This window comes from Nocardia sp. NPDC051832 (assembly GCF_040681285.1).
Taxonomy (GTDB): domain Bacteria; phylum Actinomycetota; class Actinomycetes; order Mycobacteriales; family Mycobacteriaceae; genus Nocardia.
Genome location: NZ_JBFAYL010000006.1, coordinates 193,686 through 212,325 on the forward strand (window position 1 = coordinate 193,686; position 18,640 = coordinate 212,325).

General features: G+C 64.5%; 15 protein-coding genes. 6 read left to right on the top strand and 9 right to left on the bottom strand.

The window, feature by feature from the left end; genetic code table 11:
* Positions 1 to 3: 3 nt before the first annotated feature.
* The 4 genes from AB0M14_RS33355 to eccA all read right to left on the bottom strand — a co-directional run bounded on the left by AB0M14_RS33355 (position 4) and on the right by eccA (position 7,700).
* A complete protein-coding gene (locus tag AB0M14_RS33355) occupies positions 4 to 315 on the bottom strand; it encodes a PE domain-containing protein (RefSeq protein ID WP_365002569.1) in 312 nt (103 codons plus the stop codon).
* Between the two features lie 91 nt (positions 316 to 406).
* Entirely contained in the window at positions 407 to 4,396 is a 3,990-nt protein-coding gene (gene eccCa / locus AB0M14_RS33360) for a type VII secretion protein EccCa (RefSeq protein WP_365002572.1), read from the bottom strand.
* Complete coding sequence (gene eccB / locus AB0M14_RS33365) at positions 4,393 to 5,925, bottom strand: type VII secretion protein EccB (RefSeq protein WP_365002575.1); 1,533 nt, start codon at positions 5,923 to 5,925, stop codon at positions 4,393 to 4,395. The genes eccCa and eccB overlap by 4 nt, the downstream gene beginning before the upstream one ends.
* 17 nt (positions 5,926 to 5,942) lie before the next feature.
* Positions 5,943 to 7,700: a type VII secretion AAA-ATPase EccA gene (eccA, locus tag AB0M14_RS33370; RefSeq protein ID WP_365002578.1), complete on the bottom strand. Its 1,758-nt coding sequence runs from the start codon at positions 7,698 to 7,700 to the stop codon at positions 5,943 to 5,945.
* A 389-nt stretch (positions 7,701 to 8,089) separates the two neighbouring features.
* Here eccA and AB0M14_RS33375 point away from each other — a divergent pair, with 389 nt between their 5' ends.
* On the top strand, positions 8,090 to 8,422 hold the full coding sequence (locus AB0M14_RS33375; RefSeq protein WP_365002581.1) for a hypothetical protein: 333 nt from the start codon (positions 8,090 to 8,092) through the stop codon (positions 8,420 to 8,422).
* Positions 8,423 to 8,631: 209 nt separating this feature from the next.
* Here AB0M14_RS33375 and AB0M14_RS33380 read toward each other — a convergent pair whose 3' ends face one another.
* Positions 8,632 to 9,651, bottom strand: a complete 1,020-nt coding sequence (locus AB0M14_RS33380; protein ID WP_365002584.1) for a hypothetical protein — start codon at positions 9,649 to 9,651, stop codon at positions 8,632 to 8,634.
* Here AB0M14_RS33380 and AB0M14_RS33385 point away from each other — a divergent pair.
* Genes AB0M14_RS33385 through AB0M14_RS33395 form a run of 3 tightly spaced genes read left to right on the top strand, consistent with a single transcriptional unit; the run spans position 9,645 to position 12,201 of the window.
* Positions 9,645 to 10,610 (top strand): NlpC/P60 family protein, encoded by a 966-nt coding sequence (locus AB0M14_RS33385; protein ID WP_365002587.1) that lies wholly within the window; start codon positions 9,645 to 9,647, stop codon positions 10,608 to 10,610. The genes AB0M14_RS33380 and AB0M14_RS33385 overlap by 7 nt on opposite strands.
* Positions 10,611 to 10,628: 18 nt before the next feature.
* The gene (locus AB0M14_RS33390) at positions 10,629 to 11,348 is read left to right on the top strand and encodes a hypothetical protein (RefSeq protein WP_365002590.1); all 720 of its coding nucleotides are present in this window, start codon (positions 10,629 to 10,631) and stop codon (positions 11,346 to 11,348) included.
* Positions 11,349 to 11,376: 28 nt separating this feature from the next.
* Positions 11,377 to 12,201, top strand: a complete 825-nt coding sequence (locus tag AB0M14_RS33395; RefSeq protein WP_365002593.1) for a hypothetical protein — start codon at positions 11,377 to 11,379, stop codon at positions 12,199 to 12,201.
* Positions 12,202 to 12,210: 9 nt separating this feature from the next.
* On the opposite strand, the gene AB0M14_RS33400 is transcribed toward AB0M14_RS33395, so the two are convergent.
* Entirely contained in the window at positions 12,211 to 13,434 is a 1,224-nt protein-coding gene (locus AB0M14_RS33400) for an MFS transporter (RefSeq protein ID WP_365002596.1), read from the bottom strand.
* Positions 13,435 to 13,681: 247 nt separating this feature from the next.
* On the opposite strand from AB0M14_RS33400, the gene AB0M14_RS33405 reads away from it, so the two are divergent.
* On the top strand, positions 13,682 to 15,016 hold the full coding sequence (locus tag AB0M14_RS33405; RefSeq protein WP_365002599.1) for a hypothetical protein: 1,335 nt from the start codon (positions 13,682 to 13,684) through the stop codon (positions 15,014 to 15,016).
* Here AB0M14_RS33405 and AB0M14_RS33410 read toward each other — a convergent pair.
* Both AB0M14_RS33410 and AB0M14_RS33415 read right to left on the bottom strand, forming a co-directional pair.
* A complete protein-coding gene (locus tag AB0M14_RS33410; RefSeq protein ID WP_365002602.1) occupies positions 15,011 to 15,748 on the bottom strand; it encodes an SDR family NAD(P)-dependent oxidoreductase in 738 nt (245 codons plus the stop codon). The genes AB0M14_RS33405 and AB0M14_RS33410 overlap by 6 nt on opposite strands.
* A 1-nt stretch (position 15,749) precedes the next feature.
* On the bottom strand, positions 15,750 to 16,364 hold the full coding sequence (locus tag AB0M14_RS33415) for an SRPBCC domain-containing protein (RefSeq protein ID WP_365002605.1): 615 nt from the start codon (positions 16,362 to 16,364) through the stop codon (positions 15,750 to 15,752).
* Between AB0M14_RS33415 and AB0M14_RS33420 the strand changes: the two genes are divergently transcribed.
* Positions 16,363 to 16,824 carry a helix-turn-helix domain-containing protein gene (locus AB0M14_RS33420; protein ID WP_365002608.1) on the top strand — a complete coding sequence of 154 codons (462 nt, stop codon included), beginning with the start codon at positions 16,363 to 16,365 and terminating at the stop codon, positions 16,822 to 16,824. The two genes, AB0M14_RS33415 and AB0M14_RS33420, sit on opposite strands and share 2 nt — an antisense overlap.
* Before the next feature lie 3 nt (positions 16,825 to 16,827).
* On the opposite strand, the gene AB0M14_RS33425 is transcribed toward AB0M14_RS33420, so the two are convergent.
* On the bottom strand, positions 16,828 to 18,609 hold the full coding sequence (locus AB0M14_RS33425) for a hypothetical protein (protein WP_365002611.1): 1,782 nt from the start codon (positions 18,607 to 18,609) through the stop codon (positions 16,828 to 16,830).
* Positions 18,610 to 18,640 lie beyond the last annotated feature (31 nt).

Genomic DNA, 18,640 nt, shown 5'->3' on the forward strand with positions numbered 1-18,640 from the left:
TTCCTACACAGATACGGGATGGGCGGCGACCATCGCGCCACCCGCGACGTCCGTAGCTCGGTAGGCGGCGCCCGCCACAGCCAAGGCCGCGTCCCCGCACTCCTGTTTGACACCTGCGTCCGCGATAGCCGCGAGAACCAGAGCGCCGAATTCGGTGAACATCGAACTCGCGATTGCGCTCACTTCGTCTAACCCCGCTGGAATCGGCGCCAGCGCCGGTGCGGCGCAGGCAGAACCCGCCGCCATCCCTGCCTGGTCGGTGGCCAGTTGCGCACTGGTCACCGGAAATTGTTCTGTGACAGCCTCGACGAGCATTGACCCACTCCTTTCACAGACTCCGATCGTCACGACCGGTCCTGATCGAAACGGTAGGCCATTCCCAATACCGGGAAGGCGACCGCAAACCTCACTCGGGCAACGGCAGCCACGCCGCCTGGACAAGGTCTTTTCGGCCGTTAAGCGGTTCGACGAACGTGCCGCGCCCAGTGGGTTGCGGGGTCGGGCGAACATCGCCGACGACGACGCCGTCGAATTTCGAACCGTCCATCACGAATCCGGAGGAGTTGATGTTCTTCATCTGACCGAGCACGTTGTCGTACAGCGCCATATCGGCTTGGGCGATATTGCGGGCGGCGATGATGTGCAGGCCAGTGTCGCGAGCGTCGACGATCAAATCCTTCAGCGGCTCTAGCGGATTCAGTGCACCGCGTTTGACGACCATGTGATAGTCGTCGACCACGACGAATATCTCGGGCCCGCTCCACCAGGAGCGCTCACGCAATTGGCGCGAGGTCACCCCATCGGGTGGACGCCGGGTCTGCATCTTCGCGACTAGCGCGGGAAGTCCTTCGGCGACATCTCTTTCACTGGTCAGATGGCCGATCAGCCGGTCATCGGTCACCGCGTCCAGGTGGCGGCGGCGATAGTCGACGAGCACTATCTTCGCTTGGTCCGGCTCGAACTGCGCTTGAATGGAGGACAGCAGCGCGGCCAGCACAGTCGATTTCCCGCAGCCGGAGGAGCCGAGCACGATCAGGTGGGCCGACACTCCGAAGTCGATACTGGCTGGACCGAGGTCGGATTCGCGCACACCGAAAGGAACCACCAGCCGGTCGGCCAAGACGTCGGGGGCCGGCCGATCGGCCCGAACTTCGGCCAGCGTGATCGTAGTTGGCAGCAGCCGCACCTCGGGCGCCTTCACAGCGGGATACTGCGCCATCAGATGCTGCACTGCCGCGGCCAATCCCTCTGCTGCCGTCTGTGATTCGCGAACTCCGTCGATACGAGGCAGCGCGGTCAGCATATGCAGTGCTTCAGTGGAAACGCACCGACCGGGCCGATGCGGCGGGATGGCCGCGACAGTGCCTCGGTGGGTATGGAACACCGTGTCGGTGAGATCGCCTAGCCGCATCTCGATCCGGGTCTGGATCATGTCCTTGATGGCGGGCCGCACCACCGCCCAGCGGGAGCTGGTCAGCACCAAGTGCACGCCGTGGTTGAGACCCTGCACCGCGAGCGCTTCCATTACGCCGAGATAGTCGTCGAAATAGGGTCCGTTGGTGGCGAACCCGATGTCCCAGCCATCGATGACGAGGAAGACGTCGCCGTGCCTATCACGGCCGACCAGCCGTGGATCCGCACTCCCGCGCATCGCGCGGAACTTGCGCATGGTGTCGATGCCGAGCTCGGCGAACAACGCCTGCCTGCTCTCCACGAGCGCGCTGACCAGCGCCAGGGTGCGCCGGATCCGTTCCACCTCGCGCGCGGTCGCGACCGAACCCACATGCGGGATATCACGCAAGGCCGCCAGGGCGCTCCCGGAGAAGTCGATGCAGTAGAACTGCATCTGCTCGGGCGTATGAGTGCACGCCGCCGCGACGACAAAGGTTTGCAGCGCAGTCGATTTGCCCGACTGCGGGCCACCGACCACCGCCACGTGACCGCCCGCACCGGACATGTCCGCCGACCACACCTCCTGGGCTTGCTGTCGCGGTTTGTCGATCAACGCGAGCGGCAGGCGCAGCGCACCCGGGGTCACCGCGGCGACCAGAGTGTCCACGGTCGGCGGGAGACCCAACGGCGGCAACCACATTCGATGGGCCGGCCTGCCGCGACCGGCCAGCTGGCGCAGCACGACTTCCATGACGGTGTCGGTGTCTTCCTCGGGCTCATCGACGACCGGTTCCGGGGGCTGCGACTGCGGGCGGATCTCCGCGATGGCCGCCGCGGTGAAGCGGCGCGGCGGACGATAGCCGCCGATCCCGCGCCGCGCTCGCGCCGTCGAAGCGGCGGCGATCTGTCGCGGCGGGCTGTATGGCGCTCCCACGTAGACAGCTTGAAAGCGTTGCAGCTCGGCGGATCCGGCACGCAGATAGCCCGAGCCCGGTTTCTTGGGCAGGTGGTAGGCGTCCGCGGTGCCGATCGCATCGCGCGAGTCGCTGGTCTGGTTGGTGCGCAACGCCACTCGGTAGGACAGGTGCGCTTCCAGCTCGCCCATGCGATGGGTGGGCACCTTCTGCGAGGACAGCAGCAGGTGGATGCGCAATGACCGCCCCAGGCGGCCGATGGCGACGAACAGTTTGGCGAAATCCGGGTACTGCTCCAGCAGTTCGGCGAACTCGTCGAGAATGATGAACAGGGTGGGCAGTGGTGGCAGGTCCACGCCGGATTCGCGGGCCTTTTCATAGTCCGCGACGCCCGCGAAGTTGCCTGCCTCCCGCAGAATCCTTTGCCTGCGCGCGATTTCGCCGTTGATCACGTCCTCCATACGGGTGACGAGATCGGCCTCCTCCTCCATGTTCGTCACGACCGCGGTGACGTGGGACAGTCGATCGAAGCCCAGAAACGTCGCGCCGCCTTTGAAGTCGACGAGCAGCAGATTCAACACGTCCGGCGGATGCGTCGCCACGGCCGACAGCACCAGCGTGCGCAGGAATTCCGACTTCCCCGCGCCGGTGGCCCCGATACACATCCCGTGCGGGCCCATCCCCTCCTCGGCCGGTTCCTTGATGTCGAGATAGACGACCGCGCCCGCGGTGTCGTAGCCGAAGGGGATGGTGAGCCGGGCCCGATCATGGTCGCGCCGGCGCGGCCACTGGCGAGCGAGGTCGAAGGTGGTGAGATCGGCCAGGCCGACCATGTCCTCCCACGTGGTACCGCCACTGGCCTGATCCGCCGTCACCGCCTCCACCACGGAGGAGAGCCGGTACGGCGAAATATGGCGCGCCAGGGCGGTGATGGCGCGCACCGACATCACGTCCGCGGTGCCCACCGGCCGGGTCCCGCGTGAGTTCAACTCGTCCACGGCACGCTCGTCGTCCACGTGGAATCGCAGCGCCCGCGGCAGCGCCTGTTCGGTCTCGCCGACCCGCAACCAGGTGCAGCCGTCGATGCCGGAGACGTCGCGTTCGTTGGCCAACCCCCCGACAGCGACCAGCAGTACGAAATGCTTGCGGTCAGCCGCGGGTTCGGTATTCGGGGAGAACGGGCCCCGGTTCAGCGGTGCGAGCACCTTGGCGCGCAGCTCCCCGACTGTGCGATAGACCATCCGGCTCGGCCCGATCGCGTCGGTGTCGCTGCGATGCTGGGTATGCGGCAGCCATTTCAGCCATGACCATTCCGGCGCGTCCGGATCCGGCAGCGCGGCGGCGATCGCGACCTGGTCCGGGCCGTGCAGCACGGCGATTTCCGCGATCATCGCCCGCACCAGACTCGCGACGGTCTCGGCATCGCCCTCGATGCCGACCTGCGGCACGGAGAGCAAGTTGATCGCGACCGGCATGCCGCCGACGGTCGAATAGGCCTTCGCGAAGCGGGTCAGTTCCACCACACCCACCGGATCCAGATCCGCGGTGGGCGCGGCCTCGGGCACGATGACCCGCACCTGATTGGCGATGCGGCCACGACCCACCCGCACTCGCAGGAACTGCGGGCTCGCCGCCTGCACCTCCCACATCCGCGGCCCGCCGACCAGTCGGCCGATCTCGGCCGGGCCGGGGTGGATGTAGCGCAGGTACGTATGCAGCTCCACCTCGGATTCGTGCACGGTGGCCCGGTTCTCGGTGATGCTGCGCAGGTAGTCCTTGCGCTCCTCGTTCAGGTTCGCGGCGCCGCCGGTGCCCGCGCCGAACGACCCCATCATGCCGAACATCGACGCCAGCATCATGATCGGAAAGAGCATGGCCATCGGTGACGCACCCATGCCGCCGCGGAACATCATCACCATCATCCCGGCCATGGCGGCGACCATCACGACCGGCAGGATCATCTTCAGCTTCGACAGCGGCACCGACAGCGGCAGTTCGGTGGGCGGCTGCAACCGTAACTCGGTGACCGCGGGCGCCTTCGGGCCCGCGATCATGCGCGCCGGGCGCACGAAACGACGCGTGGTGGTCACCGGGCGCCGCCGAGGCCGGTGGCGGTCAGGTTCGGCGGCAGGCCGTCGTGCTGGATGCGCGCGTCACGCTGAGACAGCGTGGGACCGACTGCGAACAGCGACACGATGCTCCACGGCGCGGGTACCGGACTCTGTAATGCCAACGCGCGCAATGTCTGTTCCAGATCCGAGGCCCGGTCGCCGGCCTCGATGCCGTAGCGCACGCCGCTGTCGGAGATCCAGAACAGCGATTCGCGCAGCGGCGAGGCCGGATCCATGCCGGTCACCTGGACGAACTGGCCGGTGTCACGCGGCAGATAGGCGCTATCGGCGGTACGGCCGCGTGAGGCCGCTGCCGTCACCAAACTCACTGTGCGCGACTGCTCTTCGGTCGAAAGCGGCAGGCGGCGACCAACCACGAGCGTAGTCACGGCCTGCTGCTCGCTGCCCGACCGCGCCCAATGCAGGCAGGTCACCGGCAGGCTCGACGGGTCGAGGATCCGGACCGGTCGCGTCGGAAAGTTGGCGGTCCCGGGCCAGCCACCAGGCCGCAGCGTGGCCGCGACCAAACCCGGTCCCACCCAGCCGGTCTGGGTCTTCTCACCCACATCGCCGAGGCGGATCATGCCCGCCAGCACCGAACTCACCTGCACCACACCGGAATTCGAGACCAGATAGTAGGAAGCGTCGCGGTCGGGTACCGATACCGTCAGGATCGACCCGACCGGCACGGTCAAACCCGTAGGGAAGGTGATCATTTCACCCAATCCGGGCAGCTCCGGCACCCGGATCGGCGGCACCTCCGGAATCGCGTCGATCAAACCACGCGAGGCGGGCAGCACCGGCGCGTCCGTGGCGATGCCGAGGGCCATGAGCACCGGCGCGCTGGCGAGATCGATGGCCGCGCGGACCACGCCGCGTTCGGTGTCGGCATAGATCAGCCAGGTGGTGCCCTCGGCCCGCACCAGGCGGGCCTCGTCGGGACCCAGCATCCGCGTCGCATCCCCGTCGACCCGGAGCTTCGCGCCGATCACGGTGCTGGGCGCCTCCGGTCCCAGCGTCGTCGGCAACCCGGTCCGCGGGTTGATCGCCGCCCCGCCTCGAGGTGTGGTGTCACAGACGGCCCACGATGAATCCCGGTCCGCGCCATCGACGATATGGCCCGGCGCGCCGGAGATCCCCACCCACGGACCGCGCGGGAACTTCGCCAACTCCGCCCGCGAGACCTGCACCGGCTTGTCCGGCGACCCGATGATCAGTCGCGCCGAGGTCAGGTTCAGCGCCGGATGCAGCCGGTCGTCCACGCGGACATAGAGCGCGCCGGTCTCCTTGTCGGCGACGATCCGCGCGTTGCCCATCGTCTTGGCCGGTTTGAAGAAGGCAAGCACCGCCGCACCCGCGATCACCACACAGGCCAGCGCGAACCCGATGGACAGCGCCGTCGACCGGCCGCGTCCCGGGTCGTCTCGCATCGAGGTATCACGGCGCACCAGCGCGTGCTCGATCCGCCGCAACAGGAAGCGCCAGCCCGACACCTGGTGTTTGGTCACCACCCGGAAGCGTGCCATCAGGCCGTGGGCGCCAGACCGGCGAGGGCCGTGGTGATATCGAAGGCATCGATCGTCATCAAGTCCGCGTCCGACAGCTCCGTCATCTCGATGCCGCTGCGGGTGACGCGGTAGTCGCGCTCGGCCTCGGCGGCTTCGATCACATTGCGCACGAACCGGCCGTTACCCACCAGATCGATCAGCCTGCGCCCGTCGCGTTCCCGCTCCGCCAGCTCGCCGCAGCGGTCCCGCAACACCTCCCGGGCCTCCTCGGAGAGAATCGAATCCTTCTTGAGCGCGATATGTTCCGCGATCTGCACCAGCTCGTCGGCCCCATAGCTCGGGAAGCGGATCCGTTTGGTGAACCGGGAGGCGAGCCCCTCGTTGGAGGCCAGGAAGCGGTCGATCTCGTCCTCGTAGCCGGCGATGATCACGATCAGTTTGCTCCGGTCGTTCTCCATCCGGGCCAGCAGCGCGTCCACGGCTTCCTTGCCGAAGGCGTCGCCGCCGAGCAGGCCCTGCTGGATCAGCGTGTAGGCCTCGTCGATGAACAGCACCCCGCCCAGCGCGGAATCCACGAGCGCGTTGGTCTTGGGCGCGGTGTGCCCGAGGTGACCGGCCACCATGTCGGCGCGCGAGGCCTCGACCACCTCCGCATTGTCGACCACACCGAGCCCCGCGAAGATCTTGGCGATCACCCGGGCGATCGTGGTCTTCCCGGTGCCCGGCGGGCCCGAGAAGATCAGGTGCTGCGAGCGCGAATCCACGGCGAGACCGCGTTCGGCGCGCACCTGATCCATCTGGATGCCCGAACGCAGGCGCTCGACCTGCTCTTTCACCGAACCCATCCCGATCTGGGCGCGCAGCAGCTCCGACGCTTCGGCCAGCAGCGCACCCCGCTCGGCGCTGGCGGCGGAGGCCAATACCTCCGCCGGATCGTCGCCGGAGCCGGGATCCCACGGGTCGGTCCGGGACGCGATGACCTCCGCGGTGGTGACCTCCAGCTGAAAGCTCTTGTCCCGCAAGGCCCGCTGCCATTCCGAGCGGTCCGGCCACAGTCCCGAACCTTGCAAGCCCTTCAGTATCTGATCGGCACGTTCGTGCTCGCCGTTGTGCCGCAGCAACATTCCGAGCAGGAAGTGGGCGTCGGCCCAGATGTAGGACAGACTGCCCGACGCGCTGTCCTGGACTATGCGCTCCGCGCGCGGCAACGACTCCCCCGCCCGCCCCAGGTGGGCGAGCGACCGCGCGGTCATCAGTTCCGCGGCGATGTCGAGCAGGCCGTCGTCGAGTTTCGCCCACCGGGCCCGGGCGTCGATGACCTCGGGCCAGCGTCCGGTCCGGAAACACAGTGACATGCGGACGAATTCGACGATCTCGTCCTCCGAGCGCAGGCCGTCGAGAATCGCGGCGGCCTCGCGCCATTCACCGTCGGCGGCGTATGCGCACGCCTGCGCGACGGCGATCTGTTCCCGGTCGGCCATGGGCAGCCGCAGTCCGTATATACCGATCTCGACCTGGCACCACAGCGCCCGGTCGACCAGACCAGCACGCTGCTGGTCGCGGTACAGGTTGTGCAGGGAACGATAGGCGCCGTAGACCACCTCGGGGGTGACCTCGCCGGCCATGGCCCGCCCCAGCCAGGCGTCGCACATATCCGGATCCAGATCCGTGGCGGCCTTGAATGCCGCTATCGCCCGCTCTTCGTTGCGTATTCCCCCGGCCACCAGGCCTAGACATTGCACACCCGTGTAGAACGCGTCCTCGGCCGCTGACACTCGCGCTTCCTTCCGCCGATCTCGCCTGGTCGAAAGATACGACGAGATCCGCGCCGGTCTTCGGCAACTGTTCCCAGCGGTGGGGACAGTCCTGGAGTGCAACGGTTTACGAACAGTATGCGCACCGCCAGACCTCGAGCCGTTGTCGACTCGTTATAGGCGCACTTCGGATCAGTTCCCGCCGCGCCTGAGCGGCTCGGCATCATCGCCGAAATCACTTGCAGCTCAACCATTATGCGAAAATCGAGTGACACCTACGTAGGTATACCTACCGAGGATCCCCTCCCAGGTATGGGAACAAATCGCCGTTCGCCAGCGTATTGCCACTCGTATCGTGAGTCCCGTTCGGAGCCGAGGAATCGGTTCGACTTCTCCAGAGGATTGGCGTCATGTCGTCGAGCCAGCTGATTATCGTTGTGGTGACGCTGATTTCGGGCCTCGCCATCACCGTTCTGTGCGTGCTGCCCAGCCGTCACCCCGATGTGAACATCACCTACCTGCCGGAACGCCGTTCCGCCGGCTATCCGCTCCGCCCGCCCGACACCTGGCCCGGCAGTTGGCAGCACGACGCCCCGGACCATCCCCTCGGCACTCTCGAGGCGCACCATGTAATGCAACGACATCGGGACTGCACGGTCGACGGCTGCCGGCACAAGGCAGCGGCGTTCTACACGCTGGTGGCGGCAGGGCGGATACGCCCGGATTCCTCACGCTCGCACTGATTCCGCCCGCACCCGTCTTCGGCGGTGTCCAGCAGCAGCACTACCCGGGGTTGAGGGTCGCAAGCACCGCCGGGGAGGTCGTCTGCCTGTGGTCGACGGGATTCGTCCGCGAACCGCTGTCGTGCCACTCGCACCGGACGTCGCCTCCGCACCTCGCCTGCCCTGGCACGAGCCTGATCCGGCCCCAGATGGTCACTCGAGCAGACGAATCAGCGCGCGGGCGCGTTCTCCGGTTTCGGCTGCGGATCCGGGGTTGGGGCGGGCGGCGATGGACTTTCCGGCGGCACGGCCGGCTGGGCCGAGGGCGCAGGCGCAACTTCGGCTTTCCGCTCCGACTCCTCTTCGGCCTCCGATTCCTCAGTCTTCTCGCCGTATATGCGGTCGAGAATCAGCGGTAACACGGCGGAACCCGCACCGGCGATGACCTGCACGACACCTGTCAGCCAGCTCATGTCGCCACCGCCGCCACCCTGCTTCGCGGGGGTTTCCTCGGTGGCGCTCGGCTCCTTCGTCTTCCCCGCCATGTCCGCGTTCAACAAGGCGACCGCGGCAAGCTGGTCATAGACTTCCGTGATCGCGGTCTCGATGTCCGCGTACTTCGGGATCTCGGCGGTCGCGTTCGGTTTGCCGCTACCCAATGCGTCCAGCTGACGCTGAAGCTTGGCGATCGCGGCGGTCATATCCAAGTACGCCAGATCCTTCTTCTCGCGCAGCCGTGCGGCATTGCCGACCATCTTGGCGTTCAGTGCGGTCAACCGCTGGTGTTCGGACCGGACATCTTTCAGTGCCTGCTCATATCCGGCCGCACCCTCACCTTTGCCGAGCGCATCCTCGGTCGCGGATTTGAGCAGCTTCGCCAAGGGTTCGGTCAGCTTCGACAATTCGGGTGGCAGGACCGCCTCGCCCCGGCCGAGCAGGTTGAAAGCAAGCAGAAAAGAGTCGTTCGCCAACCCCACATATACTTGCAGCGCCGGAGTCCAGCTGACCGTATTCACTCGCACCGACTCAGAATTCGGCGGACGCTTACGTCCCAACCCGAGACCGGCGAACTCCAACCCTGATGTCATCGACGAGACCTCCTCTGCGCCCGAGTATCCGGCCTTCCCCGAGGTGAGAATGCCGCCCGCTATAGCCAATACTGGGAACGCCCACGACGGCACCGGGCGGGACAATGACATGGCAATCAGACGTGATCGCGCGATGACGACCGGTGGATCGACGAATGGCACCCGAACTGGCAGACGACATCAGCGCCGCGCTGCGGAACCTGCTCGGTCTCTACGGCAATGCTGAGCCCCTGCCCGCACAGTGGGCCGAAATCCCGCAACTCGCCGCACCGCGCCCAGCGGCGCTACCTGGTTCCGCGGCTGCCGGCTACGCCCGCACCGTGACCGCCCTCACCAGCATCGCCGAAACCCACCGGGGTCCAGATCTTTCCGCGCAGCGGGCCCTATCCGGCACGGTCGACGCAACAGCGGGCGGACGGAAGCTGCTCACCGACCGCATCGCGGTCCTGCAATCGCAACTCCAGGCGATCGGCACTGTCGGCGACACCCGCCTCAGCGTTCCGGCAGTGCTCGACGCCGCGAAAGCGACACTTGCCGCCGCCACGAAACAGGTCGACGCCGACTTCGCGGCGGCACGGCAGCGCGCGGGCCAGATCACCGCGCCCACCGCCGTCAAAGCCACGCGCCGCCGCCGCCCGCAACGGCGGCGTCGCACCGAAACTAGTTCTGCCACAAGGCAACGACTGATGCGGCGTACCGGCGCAACAGATACGACCGCGGGCAAGAAAGCCGTATCGGCGGCCACGAACCAGCTGGACATGCCGTACATCTGGGGTGGCGGAGGCCCCAGCGGCCCGACCGGCGGACTCGCGCGCGGATCCGTGCAAGGCTTCGACTGTTCCGGTCTCACCCAGTACGCGATCGCCCAGGCCACCGGCGGCGAGGTGATCCTGCCGCGCACCACCTACGACCAGATCAACAGCGGCGTGCGAGTCGACCCCCGCGATGTCCGCGCCGGGGATCTGATCTTCCCCGGCAGCTCCTTCAACCCCAGCACCGGCCGCCCCGAACACGTCCAACTCGCGGTCGACAAGTACTGGGTCGTCGAAGCCCCGCAACCCGGCCAAACCGTCCGATACACCCCGATGCCGCACGACGCCGTCGTCCGACGAGTCCTGTAGCGCGCGAACGGAGCAGATGTGGCGATCCAGCTACCCCATGAAGTGGCGATGTTCTTGAATTTCTGCGGCGTGCCCTATCCAGACATCAACGAGGATCATGTGCGTGAACTCGCCGGGTATGTACGCACTTTCGCGGGCGACGTCCGCGATGCCCACTCCAGCGCGACCGACGCGGTCAAGGATATGGCAGCCGTCTACGCCGGCAGCTCCTATCAGCAACTGCTGTCCACCTGGGGCGGCATGAGCCGCGACAACATGGAGATCCTCGACAACGCCTGCGGTGTCGTAGCAGCCGCCCTCGAAGTGGCGGCCGAAGTCATCACCGCGGTGAAAACAGCAGTCCTGGCCGGACTCGCAGCTCTCGCCACCAGTTATGCCACCGCCATGGCCGCCTCCGTCGCCACCGCGGGATTCTCGGCCGCCCTCGGCGAAGCCTTCCGCACGGCGGCCCGCCGCCTGTGCAAAGCCATGCTCGAAACCCTGGTCGTGTATATCGGCGCCGAAGTAGTCAGCAAGGCCGTCGAACCTCTCGAAGATGTCGTCGCCGGGATGCTCAACCGCTTCGCGCACGCCGTCCTCGGAGTACCCGCGCCAGCCACCCCCGAGTTGCGGGTCGAACCCGAAGAGGTCCAACACTACGCAGGCGCCATCGAGAAGTTCGGCGATCGAATGATCGGCCATGTAACGGATCTCGCGGACAAGCTGGCTACGCTGGACTTCAGCACCCAGGCAGGCTGAGTCGGCTATGGCTCCGATGATGTCGACGGTGACGACGTGGCGAGAATACTGCCGCGACGATCCGGAAGCGATTGCGATACACCAGTTGGAAGCCAAATGCTGGGCGCCCTTCACACTTCAGCCACGGGGCATCATGAAGGGCAGGATGGACGCGTACCCGGATGGTCAGCTCTGCCTGGTGAACGAAGGGAAGCTCCTCGCTACGATCTCGACCAACCGTATCGACTGGGACGGCGATCCTGCGAGCTTGTCGACGCGGTCCTGGGACAGCATCGCCGGCATCAGCCAAACCTTCGAGGACAGTTACCGTCCTGGCGGCAACACTTTCTGCTTGATGGCGACGAATGTCGACCCGGACGCACGCGGGCAGGATCTGGTCGGCGAACTGATGGGTGCGCTGATGGCGATCGCCGGGACGGCGAACATCGACTACATCATCAGCCCGTTCCGTCCGAACGGCTACGGCGACATGGTCATCCAGGCACACCTTGTGGGCCGGTCGATTCCGTCCTTCGAAGAATATGTAGCGGGCCGCGGGGTGGACGGACTCCCAATAGACCACTGGCTGCACCAGCTCGAAAAGAAGTTCGGGATGGTTCAGATGAATACCGCGCGCGATGCGATGGAAATTCCGATCTCCGGTCGGGAGTTCCAGTCGTTCCGGGCCGCCGCCGACCATCAGGCCGACCGCCGAGGGAAGCCACGGTGGCAAATGATCCGGACGGAACGAGGCCCTGCCTGGTGGTGTGGCGAGACCGGGTTCTTCTATCCGGAGCCTGATGGCCGATTCGTATACCGAGAGGACAACATGTGGGGTCGCATTCGGCGTCCAGATGGGGGTTGGCGATCCTGATCGTCTGACCTACCCGGACCATGGCGTGATGGCGGAAACTCGCGGACGGGTGGGGCGCAACGACGCCGCACCGGTCCAAGCTACCGCTGTAGCGAGTGAGGCGAACGCGATGGTGACGACGAACATCGGTTGGCGCCCTACCCAATCCGCGGCCCAACCCTGAATCACGGTTCCCACAGCGGCACCCAGACCAGTACCGGTCGAGATCCAGGCCAAAGCCACTGTCAGCGATTGCCTCGGACTGATCTGCTCCGCCAATCCCGTCACCACGGCCATCGCAGGAGCCATCGAGGTCCCGCCAATGGCCAGCAGCACAGTCATCGGCCCCAGATCGTGGACGAACAGCAGCGGAACAACCGCCACCCACACGAGAGTTGTAGCGAGAATGAATCGCCGGTTGGTCGCCACTGTCTGCCGCATCGCGCCGTAGATCATGCCGCCGACCACGCTTGCCGCCGTCCACAATGCGAGCGCCACCAGACCGATCAGCTCGTGTCCACGACTGACAGCGAACGCGATAACAGCGACATCGAGGGCGCCGAGCATGCCACCGTAACTGAAGGAAACGACGAAGAGTATCGGCATACCGCGCACCAGCACCGCCAGATTTCGCTGTGGACCCGTCGTGACCAACGGCGGCTCGGTTCCCGGCTGAGCCGCCAACCACAGCATGCCGACCAAATTGATCGCAACCACGATCGGCAATCCAATGGACGGGTTGACAAGGTGTAGAAACCCCATGACAGGTGGGCCGATGGTGAAAAGGGCCTCCTCGAGCGACGACTCCAGCGAGTAGGCGACTCCCAGGCTCGGGGTCTCGGCATGCATTCGGGTCCAGCGCGCTCGAACCATTGCACCGGCCGGCGGTATTCCTACCCCGATGATGACCGCTGCTATCAGCAGGTCCGTTACGGATCCTTTTCTGGAGACAGCGAGGACCATGCCGAAGGCGCCGACCACCAGGATCAGCGCAGTTCGGTGCAGCACCCACCGCTGCCCTCGAATATCAGCCAGCCTGCCCCAATATATCCCACCGATGGCCGCGCAGACCATATACGTTCCACAGGCGACGCCCGCGAGCCAATATCCGCCATATTTGTCGGAGACCAGCTGAAGGATCCCCAGGCCTATCGTGGACAGGCCAGCTCGCGACATTACTCCAGCCACAGTCAAGGCGAATGCGCCCGCTGGAGCAAAAACATGCCGATAGTTATCCCAGGCGAAGAGGCTCAACGCGAGAACTCCTACCCGCCACGGTGATCATTGTTCGGAGACACATTCGGATCATATCCAGTCGAAAACCCCTACTTCGCAGTCCCCTTCCCATAAATGGCGATAGAGGAAAACGCACAGGTTCTATCGTGAAGTGGCGACCGGCGCTTCCGTCAGCAAATTCTGACTTCAACATCCCGTGATCGAACAACGTCGACACCAACCAAGGGACGATATGCAGAATAGTGAATGCAACCACGATACAGACATGCATCAAGCAGATTCGACATCCCGTTCGGTCGGCATCGAGTATGCGCATGTGTACACGGATCAAGAATTCTCCGTTCAACACCTGCTGAGCATCGAAGAGTTGCATGAATTTTCATACGATGCCAGCTTCTCGAGGATTGTCCTCATAGATGACTACAGCACAGGAATCCCTGTGGACGAGTTCGGCTTGAATGAATTCCTGCAACACCTATCCGAGAATCTTGCGCAGCCAGATGCTGTAGTGCTCGAGTCCGAACTGCTTGGTTACTGCCCGATCGTCCTGGACCTGATCGACGACAAGAAGATGAAGCGAGGATTGGAGAGTTATCACAGGACGAAGGGGACCTACCCCTGCTCATTGATGGTGGCAACCTGGTATCTGCTGAGGCTCGGAGCATTCGGCAGGCCGGAGATCGAATGCATCTACGGCACGCCCGGCAAGCTGTTCACCGACACTCTGGTATCCATCTTGCCAGAATATTTCGTATCGCCCGAAACCTATGCCAAGAGGATTATTGAAGCGGCCGGTCACTCGGCACTGCTCGATCGAATCGAGCACGTATATTTCCAGCATCGACCGGAAATTTTCAACGACTGGGACGATTTCGATGCAGAGGAGTATGTGGAGCGAAATTACGGCAGAGGCGTTCTATCCGAGGATCGCCAAATCATAGAATTCGTGACATCGGCATTGCGGGAGATGGAAATCGACATCGATAGCCAATGCACAGTCGCCGATATCGGTTCGGGCCCTAATCTATACCCTTCTTTGCTTATCAGTCCCTACATCTCAGAAGACGGCTCTCTCGAATTGGTTGATATCGCCGCCCAGAATCTCGACCATCTCCAGTGCGTACTCGACGGGATCGACGACCATAGGCTATCCAAATGGAAGAGATTCGAAAAATATATTCATAGCTTGGGCGTTCCCGCCGACCTCCAAAAAGTCAGGAGACTGTCAACCATCAAAAAGGGCAGCATCTACGAACTGGAGCCGACACGTTACGATGCCGTGCTTTCGTTCTTCGTCGGGGATTCGATCACCGACAAGGAGACCCAGTTCGATTTCGCCACCACATCTCTCATGAACTCACTCAAGCCGAGCGGGCTGTTCATTGTCGCGCACATGATCGGATCCACTGGATATTTTGCCGGCGAACAGACTTTCTTCCCCGCGGTGAGCCTCACCATGGAACAGATTCAACGGAAGTACAACCAGTATGGATCGTGCACGTACCGTGCGGTCGTTCGAGGAGATCACGAACAGGCGCGCAGCGGCTACAAAGGGATGGCAGTCGTAGTCGGCCGGAAGGGGCATGGCGGTACGTCATAACCGAGGCGCCGCGGGGCGCTCGACGGTCGGGATCGCGGCATACTCGCGTTCCAGCGCCTTGGCCGGCCCGCTCGCCCAGCCGGCTGCCATGGTTCGCGACATCGCATCGGGAAAGATGTCCTCCTGCCCGGTCTCGACGCCATCGAAGATCGCGCTCGCGACCGACGCCGCAGAAGCCTTCGGAGCGTCGAAGTCCCGAGACATCTCGGTGTCGGTTGGTCCCGTGAACACCGCGTGGACACAGACGCCACGGCCCGCGAAGAGCGTCCGTTGCGACTGCGTCAGGGAATGCGCGGCTGCTTTCGAAATCGAGTACGACGGGATGATGGGCAGCGGGGCAAGCGCCGCGACCGACACATTGTTGACAATCGCCCCACGCGAACGCTCGAGCAGGGGCAGGAACACCTGGGTCACACAATGGACTCCGAAAAGGTTGACAGCTAGGTGGTATTCGACGACTGCGGGATCCGCGAGATCGTCGTAGGCGGCGACGCCGGCGTTGTTGACGAGGATATCGAGTGCGGGCACGCCCTTCGCCGCCTGCTCGATCCCCTCGGAGTCGGTCACGTCCATCAGCAGGGCTGTGACTCGTTCGTCCTCGTGCTCGAACAGGTCCCGCGTGCAGGCATAGACATGTGCGGCGCCACGTCGCAACGCTTCCTCGAGCAACGCCTTTCCGATCCCTCGATTCGCGCCCGTGATCAGGATCGCCGCACCCGCGATGGTTGCCACCTCAGACTCCGCTCGACTTTGCCTCAGCCGCAGCGTTTCGCGGGACGGAAAGCGTGTCACGAGCTGCTGTCGCAGCGGCTTGATGGGAGGGTGCGTCGCCGTTTTCGCGTGGATTGGGTTGACCGAGCCCGGTGCTGATCAAACTCCGCAGACTGCCCTCGAGGTAGCCACCCCACGCGTTGGAACACACGTCGTAGCACTCGTATTGCGGCACCAAGCCGACGTGAGTGAACCGCACCTCGGCACCGCCGTCGGTCGCGACGATGTCGAAAACGATCTCCGTGTCCTTCCATTCGGCCTGGTCGTCGATGAAATTGAAGTAGTTGTCCACGACGCGCCACACCACTTTTCGGCCGGGCACGAGCTCCACGACCCGAATCGTGCAGCGGTGCACATCCTGGTAGCGGTAGTCGAACTCTTCGTCGACCTCATCGGTCACACCGTTGATCTCGCGCGACCACCACCCGCGGACATCGATGATCGCCGAGAAGACATCGTCGGGCGTTCGGTCCACCTGAAACGTCGTAGTGAAATCGGGACTAGCTGCTTGCATCATGCAAGTGATGTTAGCGCCGTCACTTTCATGACGCAAGCTCCCTGGTAGGGTTGTCCCCATGCTGGGGAAGACTTACGACGCACAGGTCTGTTCGATCGCCCGCTCTTTGGAAGTGATCGGCGAGCGCTGGAGTCTGCTGATCGTTCGTGACGCAGCCTTCGCCGGTGCCACCCGCTACAGCGACTTCCAGCGCAGCCTGGGCATCGCAACCAACGTCCTCAAATCCCGGCTCGATCGGTTCGTCGACACCGGGATCATGCGGCGCCACAAATACAGTGAGCAGCCAGAGCTGTACGAGTACCTGCTCACCGACAAAGGCCGTGCATTGGTGCCGGCGCTGGTTGCGCTTACCGAGTGGGGCGACCGATGGGCCACTGAGGGGGACCCGCCGATTCTCTATACCCACTCGGTGTGCGGCGCGGGGATCACCCAGCAGACGATGTGCGCTCAGTGTGGACAGGTAGACGAACCAGCCGAGATTCAGCCCATTATCGGGCCTGGCATGCCGCCGACCCGGTAGCGATCAAGCCCGCGCGGGCGGCGCGGCGCCGGTCGGCTCCGAACCAGACAGGGACGCAGTCGTTCTGGGCCGGAAGAATCCCAGGAACTCACCATAGCTGCCCTGCTCGCCGGTCGGCGATGTGGTCGAATCGACCTGATGGCGTCCGTTGCCGACCAGCACATAAACGACGCCGTTCTCGATCAGAACCTCGGCAGTGCCGTTGGCGTACTTGGCAAGATCGCCGTTTCGGAGCCCGCCCTCCTCCGGTGCGCGGCTGGGGTCGACAGCCACCAGGTCCTCACCGCTCGGCGCGGACGCAAGAGTGGCTGCGGGCGGCGATCCGGCTTGGTCCGCCGGCGGAGGCGGGGGTGTGCCGTCCCCGGGCGCGGTCGCACCGGGCTTGGGACCGAGCGCCAGCGCCGCTTCACTGCGCTCCCGCTCCTTCTTGGTCCGTCGAACCTCGGCCGCGCGCACCTGTTCAGAGTTCTGGGACTGTGCGCGGAGCGAGTACGCGTCTTGTTTCGAGAGCAGGCTGCTCAAGACAGCCTGTTCCATCGCCGAGCCCGCCCCACCCGCGGCGTTCCTTAGAGAGCTCTCGGTTGCCCCGGCCGACAGCGCTTTTCGCAACTCTCCGAACAGTGTGCTCGACAGTGCCGACGCTGCGGTGTTGGCGGTATTCGCGGTATTCGCGTTGGCACCGAACAGACCCGAGTAATCGATGCCTGATCCGGGGACATAGCCCGAGTCGCCGCCACCGCCGTTGTCCTCTCCGTCGCCGGGCTTCACCGGGGTAGTCGGTGGTGGTTTCGGGACGTCACCAGCCAGTTTGGCCAAATCCGCGGTGAGTTGTGTGACCCGTTTCTCGACAGACTTGATCGTCATGGGAACAGCGTCCATCAAACCCCGTTCAGCGGCTTCCTCCAATGATGCCGATCCGAGAGTCGCGGGTATACCTTTCCTGATTTCGCTCCGCAAACCCGCGACATCCTTCTTCACCATGTCTTTCGTATCGAGCACCAGGTTCATCGCCTTGTCTGTCAGCAGCGCGACCTTCTTGGTTTCAGTGTCCAGAATGGTGGTTGCGGAACCCGCCTTCGCCGTGGCATCGCCTGCGGCCTGCGCGCCGTTCCCGGTATCTCCGGCGCCGGGCGCACCACCCGGGATGACCGGCTTCGTCGACGCCGCCGAAGGCACCACGGGCCTCGATTCTATCGCTCCCAGCTGATACCAGAGACCCTTCAATGTCTGGTTTGCATCGATGACCAACGAGCGCAGTTTGGGCGATGCCTCCAGCGGCGCGTACAGATCGTCCCAGGGCGATGTCTTGCCGGTATCCGGCCGGACGATCCGCTCGACCAGCTGCCCGTCGCGGTCGTAGGCGACCAGGCTGCCATCCTTCTCGAGCTTCAGATAAGCGGCGCCACTGTCGCCGGCCTGGGTCGACCAGATCTTCACGGGCGTCACCTGGTACTGCGGCGGCGGCCCATACCCTATTTTGACGATATCAATCGATCCGTCCGCACCAATTTGTGCGTACGAGGCTGTTTGACCGCCGGTCCCGGAGCTCCAAATCCGCCGGTTGCCGGGCCCGTAGAGAACGAGGTTTCCGGTCTCGTCACCGGGCCCAACCATCTCCAGGCGGTATTGCCCGCCCTCCGAGACCAAGGACTGACTGCAATGCAGCTTTTCTCCGACGTTGAGCCGGTCACGAGGAGTGCGCACAACCTCTTGATCTCCGAGTTTCTTCGGAAAAAAGAGGGGAGAAACAGCATTCAGTAGTTCCGATATGGGGTTGTCACCCATGGTCTCGATCCTCCCGCTCAAGCATCGGCCG

What these genes read in the sequence shown, in the direction of transcription:
- AB0M14_RS33355 (WP_365002569.1), bottom strand. Translation starts at nt 315, where the DNA reads ATGCTCGTCGAGGCTGTCACAGAACAATTTCCGGTGACCAGTGCGCAA.
- AB0M14_RS33375 (WP_365002581.1), top strand. Translation starts at nt 8,090, where the DNA reads ATGTCGTCGAGCCAGCTGATTATCGTTGTGGTGACGCTGATTTCGGGC.
- AB0M14_RS33385 (WP_365002587.1), top strand. Translation starts at nt 9,645, where the DNA reads ATGGCACCCGAACTGGCAGACGACATCAGCGCCGCGCTGCGGAACCTG.
- AB0M14_RS33405 (WP_365002599.1), top strand. Translation starts at nt 13,682, where the DNA reads ATGCATCAAGCAGATTCGACATCCCGTTCGGTCGGCATCGAGTATGCG.
- AB0M14_RS33420 (WP_365002608.1), top strand. Translation starts at nt 16,363, where the DNA reads ATGCTGGGGAAGACTTACGACGCACAGGTCTGTTCGATCGCCCGCTCT.
- AB0M14_RS33415 (WP_365002605.1), bottom strand. Translation starts at nt 16,364, where the DNA reads ATGGGGACAACCCTACCAGGGAGCTTGCGTCATGAAAGTGACGGCGCT.
- AB0M14_RS33425 (WP_365002611.1), bottom strand. Translation starts at nt 18,609, where the DNA reads ATGGGTGACAACCCCATATCGGAACTACTGAATGCTGTTTCTCCCCTC.